This is a genomic window from Vibrio sp. 10N.222.46.A1, from assembly GCF_041473595.1.
In the GTDB taxonomy this organism is placed as follows: Bacteria; Pseudomonadota; Gammaproteobacteria; order Enterobacterales; family Vibrionaceae; genus Vibrio; species Vibrio tasmaniensis_A.
The window spans coordinates 1-5,246 of record NZ_JBFRSN010000878.1; the positions used below are offsets into that span (position 1 = coordinate 1).

The 5,246-nt window shown below is 43.6% G+C and carries 5 protein-coding genes; 1 reads left to right on the top strand and 4 read right to left on the bottom strand.

Translation table 11 applies throughout. The features are described 5' to 3' along the window. Positions 1-215 precede the first annotated feature (215 nt). Positions 216-1,361 carry a Na/Pi symporter gene (locus AB4496_RS21410; protein ID WP_017102996.1) on the top strand — a complete coding sequence of 382 codons (1,146 nt, stop codon included), beginning with the start codon at positions 216-218 and terminating at the stop codon, positions 1,359-1,361. A 306-nt stretch (positions 1,362-1,667) separates the two neighbouring features. Here the strand turns inward: AB4496_RS21410 and AB4496_RS21415 are convergent, their stop codons facing one another. The 4 genes from AB4496_RS21415 to lgt form a co-directional block, all read right to left on the bottom strand. After that, complete coding sequence (locus tag AB4496_RS21415; protein WP_009848440.1) at positions 1,668-2,144, bottom strand: hypothetical protein; 477 nt, start codon at positions 2,142-2,144, stop codon at positions 1,668-1,670. Between the two features lie 217 nt (positions 2,145-2,361). Beyond that, on the bottom strand, positions 2,362-3,753 hold the full coding sequence (locus AB4496_RS21420) for a winged helix-turn-helix domain-containing protein (protein ID WP_009848439.1): 1,392 nt from the start codon (positions 3,751-3,753) through the stop codon (positions 2,362-2,364). A gap of 144 nt (positions 3,754-3,897) precedes the next feature. Continuing rightward, positions 3,898-4,749, bottom strand: coding sequence for a thymidylate synthase (locus tag AB4496_RS21425; RefSeq protein WP_009848438.1), 852 nt, complete (start codon positions 4,747-4,749; stop codon positions 3,898-3,900). A gap of 9 nt (positions 4,750-4,758) precedes the next feature. After that, positions 4,759-5,246 (bottom strand): prolipoprotein diacylglyceryl transferase (gene lgt / locus AB4496_RS21430; RefSeq protein WP_372105314.1); only part of this gene is annotated, 488 nt, incomplete at its 5' end.

A 5,246-nucleotide genomic window follows, 5' to 3' on the forward strand; every position in this document is an offset into this window, starting at 1 on the left:
CTATATCACCTATCAAAAACACGAACAAAAAACTTTAAAAACAACAAGTTAAGCCACCACCATTTCAAGACCAAATATTTAAAGAGCAAATCATCACAAAAAAGTCTCACCTAAACCAAAATGTAATATTACTGAAATATTTGTTCTCTAACATCACGCTCAGATTAAACAAACAGACCAAACACAGACTAAAACGGTCCAATGGAGAAAACATTATGAACCAAGCTACTACTGCAGCAGCGCCTATCTCGAGCACAACTCGTTGGCTACGCTGGGCTAACTTGGCATTCATGCTTTACCTACTATTACTTTCAGTTTCAATGGTTGGTACAGGCTTCAAATGGGCAACAGGCGAGCAAGCAAAAGTTCTTTTCGAATTTGCTTCACATCCAGTTGCAGGCTTAATGATTGGTTTAGTGGCAACAGCCCTTATTCAATCATCAAGTACAGTTACTTCAATTATCGTTGGCCTTGTGGCAGGTGGTTTACCTGTTGAGCTAGCAATCCCTATGATCATGGGTGCAAACATTGGTACTACAGTAACCAATACGCTAGTTAGCCTTGGTCATGTTCGTTGTAAAGATGAGTTCAAACGTGCATTCGCAAGTGCGACGATTCACGATTTCTTTAACCTATTAGCCGTTGCTATCTTCCTACCACTAGAGATGGCGTTTGGTATTCTAGAGAAAATTTCTCACTGGTTAGTATCACCGATGCTAGCAACAGGTGATATGAGCATGGGTGGTCTTAACTTCATCAAGCCAATCACTAAGCCTGTTGTAAGTGCGATTAAAGAGCCACTATCAACGTTTGGCGACACTGTTGGTGGGGTTATGCTTATCGTTCTAGGTATCGCGACTATCTTCGTAGCTATCACGGTAATGGGTAAGCTAATGAAGAGCCTAATGGTTGGCCGTGCTCGTGAGATTCTAAAGAACGCAATCGGTCGTGGTCCTATCCACGGTATCGCTTCTGGCTCTATCGTGACTATCCTTGTTCAGTCTTCTTCAACGACAACAAGCTTGATGGTTCCACTAGTTGGTTCAGGTGTTCTTAAAGTACGTGACGTTTACCCATTCACTTTAGGTGCAAACATCGGTACGTGTATTACCGCGCTATTAGCAGCGACAGCAGTATCTGGTGAGTTCGCAGTATTCGCACTACAGATTGCTCTAGTACACTTGGTGTTCAACATCATGGCAACGGTATTCATCTTTGGTATTCCGTTCCTACGTGAACTGCCAGTGAAAGCAGCTGATATCATTTCAGACATGGCAGTGAAAAACAAAGCTGTAGTAGCTGGTTATCTTGTTGCGGTATTCCTTGTACTGCCTGGTAGCGTGTTAGCACTGACAGCTTAATAGCAAAACAAACATCGCTTATAGCAAAGCCCGCAACCTCCTAGGTTGCGGGCTTTTTCTTTTCTGAAAGGCAGATGTGGGAAACAAAAAGAAGATTGGAGTAGCGAGTGACAAGTTGAAAGCAGATACAGGATGGATGCGAGTGAGCGAGTAACGAAAAGCCCGTTTTACTCGCATCTATATATCCCCGTCATTCCCTACAGCGAGGAACGAGCGTGATAGGGAATGACGGGGGTTTTTGATCTTAGTATCCCGAATCTCTTCTACTTGTATCTAACTCCCCTTATCTCGCATCTAAAGAAACGCTTACTTACCTTGCTCATTACGCAGATACATAATGGCAACCATGCCAAAGCCGATAAGTTGCCATAGATACTGCCCATCGCTTGCACCTGTGATGGTTTGAGTGAAAGCCATACAAGCCGTCACAAACAGAGAAGCAAAGGCAGCATAGAGTAACCACGGACGCTCCTTGCCAGACATGAACTCACCTGCTAGTACTGAACGAAGAACCAATAAAAATGGCACACATTGCAAAGCAATCAGAATAGGGAACATAAAATCGAACGTAGGGCTCAGTAAAGCATGACCGATTTGGCTCTTATCCCAAGTACCTACAATATAGCCTTTCCAGCCAGCCCAAGTATCACCTGAATAAGCGGTATCTGGCGTAATAAAGCCAAGCACAACGCCCATCACTTTATCGACAAAGCCATTTTTGAACCAAAAGACGAATAAGAAGATCTGAATTGGAATGATCTGAAAAGCAAACTTCTTCAACATGTGTGTACCCCAAATAATTAATGATTTGGTGACCAGTATGTGGAAGTCGATGTTTTTACGCTTGATGCAAGGCAATCGAGCCTGACTCCAAACAATAATCAAACATGTTGAGAAGCCTGTCGGCACAAGAAAACCTTGCAGAAGAGCCGTTACTATTAGCGGTAACTCAACGTCTTCACTTCAAAGAGAATTATGTGGTTTAGGAAAGGTTTGTTTTTTATAAAGATTCAATAAGATCAAACAGTTGGCCATTATACTCTTTTTTCACTTCGGTATAGCGCTGATAGTTGTATTGCGAACCTTCTGGGTTATCCGACAGCTTGTCAGCCACACTAAGTAGATAAAAACTGATAGGGCTCGGTGTACTTTCGGCCGCATAAAAAAGGTAAGGGAAAGCTTGATTGGCATGTTGGTTGATTAACAGTGCAAGACCCAAGGTAAGGTTGGCAATATCACAACGTGGGTTCATCTCAAAGGCTTGCTTTGCCAGTTGCAGTGCATGTTCGCGATCTTCTTGCTCATGACTTTGCAAATAAGCCAAAGATTCCGAATACGACAATAAGGCATTGACCAAATAATTGTCTCTTCCTTGCTGTTGAATCGTATCCAACTGAAGTGCGATCTCTGCAAATGGCTGTCCACCTTTGCCTTGGTAGAAAAGCGATATTCCCTCTGAAATAACCTTCCAATCATCGTAGTTATCAATAGAAGTCACTCGATGACTGACGACACCGTATTCTGAACTCATTGGGGCAATAATGGCTTTGATCTCAAGAATCACATCCCCAATGGCATCAAAGAAGTTATCTTGGCTAAAGCTCTTTTCCACTTTCTGGCTTTGATTGGGCTGGCGGTTGTTTTGTATCAGCACGCTCAGTATATAATTACTGCCCTTTTGCTTGAGCCAACCTTTGAGTTCGACACCATTATTGGCAAGTGATTGCTTGCCCTGTTTCGAGAGCTGAGAGAAGTGGTAACCCGATAAATTTCTCGCTGAGTTCAGCCCGTAGAATAGGTAGTTGTACACGCTTTCCGACATCTCATAATCGTCCGCAGAATCGAGTGTTATGTCATGGATATAAACGGGAATCACATCACTTTGAGGCGCAGAAATAACAGCTGTGTCATTGGTTGGGATATCGCTTTGCCATGCCCAAGTTGCTATTAAGCCAATAGAGAATACTGCGGTTGTAATCAGGGCGATGGTTTTATTTTTAGGCTTAGAAACAACTTTGATTTCAGGTGGGGGAATTTCTACTACGGGAGTAGTCTCAACGCTAGGCTGAATTATCTCAATATCGAACAGATAACCTTGCTTAGGAATGGTCTGAATGATGCGATACGGACGTACTTTATCCTGAAGCTGACTGCGCAGTAAACTGATGACCTGTCTGACCAAGTTGTCAGACACTTGAGTTCGTTGCCAGACATCAGCAGCTATCTGCTGCGTACTAACCACTTGCCCGCGCTTGTCGATGAAATAGCTGAGCAGCCTTGCTTGTAGTGGCTCTAAATGAATCTCTTCACTATCAATCACCAACTGGTTTTTATCAGGGTAGAAAGAAATAGGAAAGTCGTGTTGCAATACAAAGCAATGCGAGCGAGTCATAGTAGTTCTGTGGTTAGAAAAGACCACTCAAGATTATTGGTTTTACGAATAGTAAGCAAGCCAAGCATCAGAAATAAAAAAGGCTGCGCAGAGGCAGCCTTTCGATCAATCAGTCAGTCAGTCAGTCAAACAAAGCAGATTAGATTAAACCGAGAATGGGTACTTAATCGCTTCGTGGCATTCGTAGCCTTCAACCCAGAAGTCATCCATCGTCACCCACGTTTCCAAATCTTCTAAAGACTTAATCTCAGGATTGATATGGAATGTTGGCCCCGCTAAAGGCTCACGCTTCAACTGGATATCACGCATAGGTGCGAGTTGATCTTCGTAGATATGAGCATTAACCAGCTTGTGGTAAGCCACACCCGCTTTCTTACCAGTAATTTGCGCCATGATTGCTAGGAACACATACACTTGAACCATGTTGAAGTTCAGGCCTAATGGAACATCACAAGAGCGCTGAGTACTGTTTAGGTACAAAGTGTCACCAAGTAGAGAGAAGTGGTGGCTGTACATACACGGACGTAAACAACCCATGTGGAACTCACCTGGGTTATAGAAGTTTAAGATCTCGCCGCGGTCATCAATGCCGTTCGTTAGATCATCAACAATCTTCTTCAGTTGGTCGATATGACCGCCATCAGGTTTTGCCCATGCACGTCCTTGAACGCCATAAACACGGCCCATGTCGTCTTCACCCTTGCGGTAAGGGTTATTTAGCCATGCTTCATTCAGGTTAGAATTCGCATCCCAAGTTTTAGTCCCTAGCTTACGAAAATCTTCAGCATTGTCGTAACCACGGATATAGCCAAGCAGCTCAGCAACTGCGGCTTTCCAAAAACTTTTACGTGTTGTTACCAGTGGGAATTGGTTATTACCTACATCATATTCAAGGTCAGCATTGATTACGGTTAGGCAGCGCTTGCCTGTGCGTTCATTTTCAATCCAAGTACCGTCATTAACGATACGCTGACAGAGATCTAAATACTGTTTCACACCAATTCCTTACTTCGTTTGTTGTGGTAATTCATCTTTGTAGTGACCACGCTTGTATGCCCAAACCATCATCAGCACACCGATGATAACCATTGGCAGTGACAAAATTTGTCCCATAGAGATAAATCCACCGAACAAACCTAGCTGAGCATCAGGTTCACGTACGTATTCAACTAGGAAGCGGAATGTACCATATCCTGCTAGGAATAACCCTGATACAGAACCAAGAGGGCGAGGCTTTTTGATGAACCAGTTCAAGATGAAGAACAGTACAATACCTTCAAGCGCCATTTCATAAAGCTGAGATGGGTGACGAGGAAGTGGACCACCGTTAGGGAATACAATCGCCCATGGCACATCAGTCACACGACCCCATAGCTCACTGTTCATGAAGTTGCCCATGCGGCCCATACCTAAACCAAATGGAACCAATGGTGCAATCATGTCAGCGACACCAAAAAAGGTTCGACCGTTCTTTTTGGCATACCAAAGCATCG

Bases quoted from the DNA above. Each gene is read 5' to 3' on its own strand.
- AB4496_RS21410 (WP_017102996.1), top strand. From the start codon at position 216: ATGAACCAAGCTACTACTGCAGCAGCGCCTATCTCGAGCACAACTCGT.
- AB4496_RS21420 (WP_009848439.1), bottom strand. From the start codon at position 3,753: ATGACTCGCTCGCATTGCTTTGTATTGCAACACGACTTTCCTATTTCT.
- AB4496_RS21415 (WP_009848440.1), bottom strand. From the start codon at position 2,144: ATGTTGAAGAAGTTTGCTTTTCAGATCATTCCAATTCAGATCTTCTTA.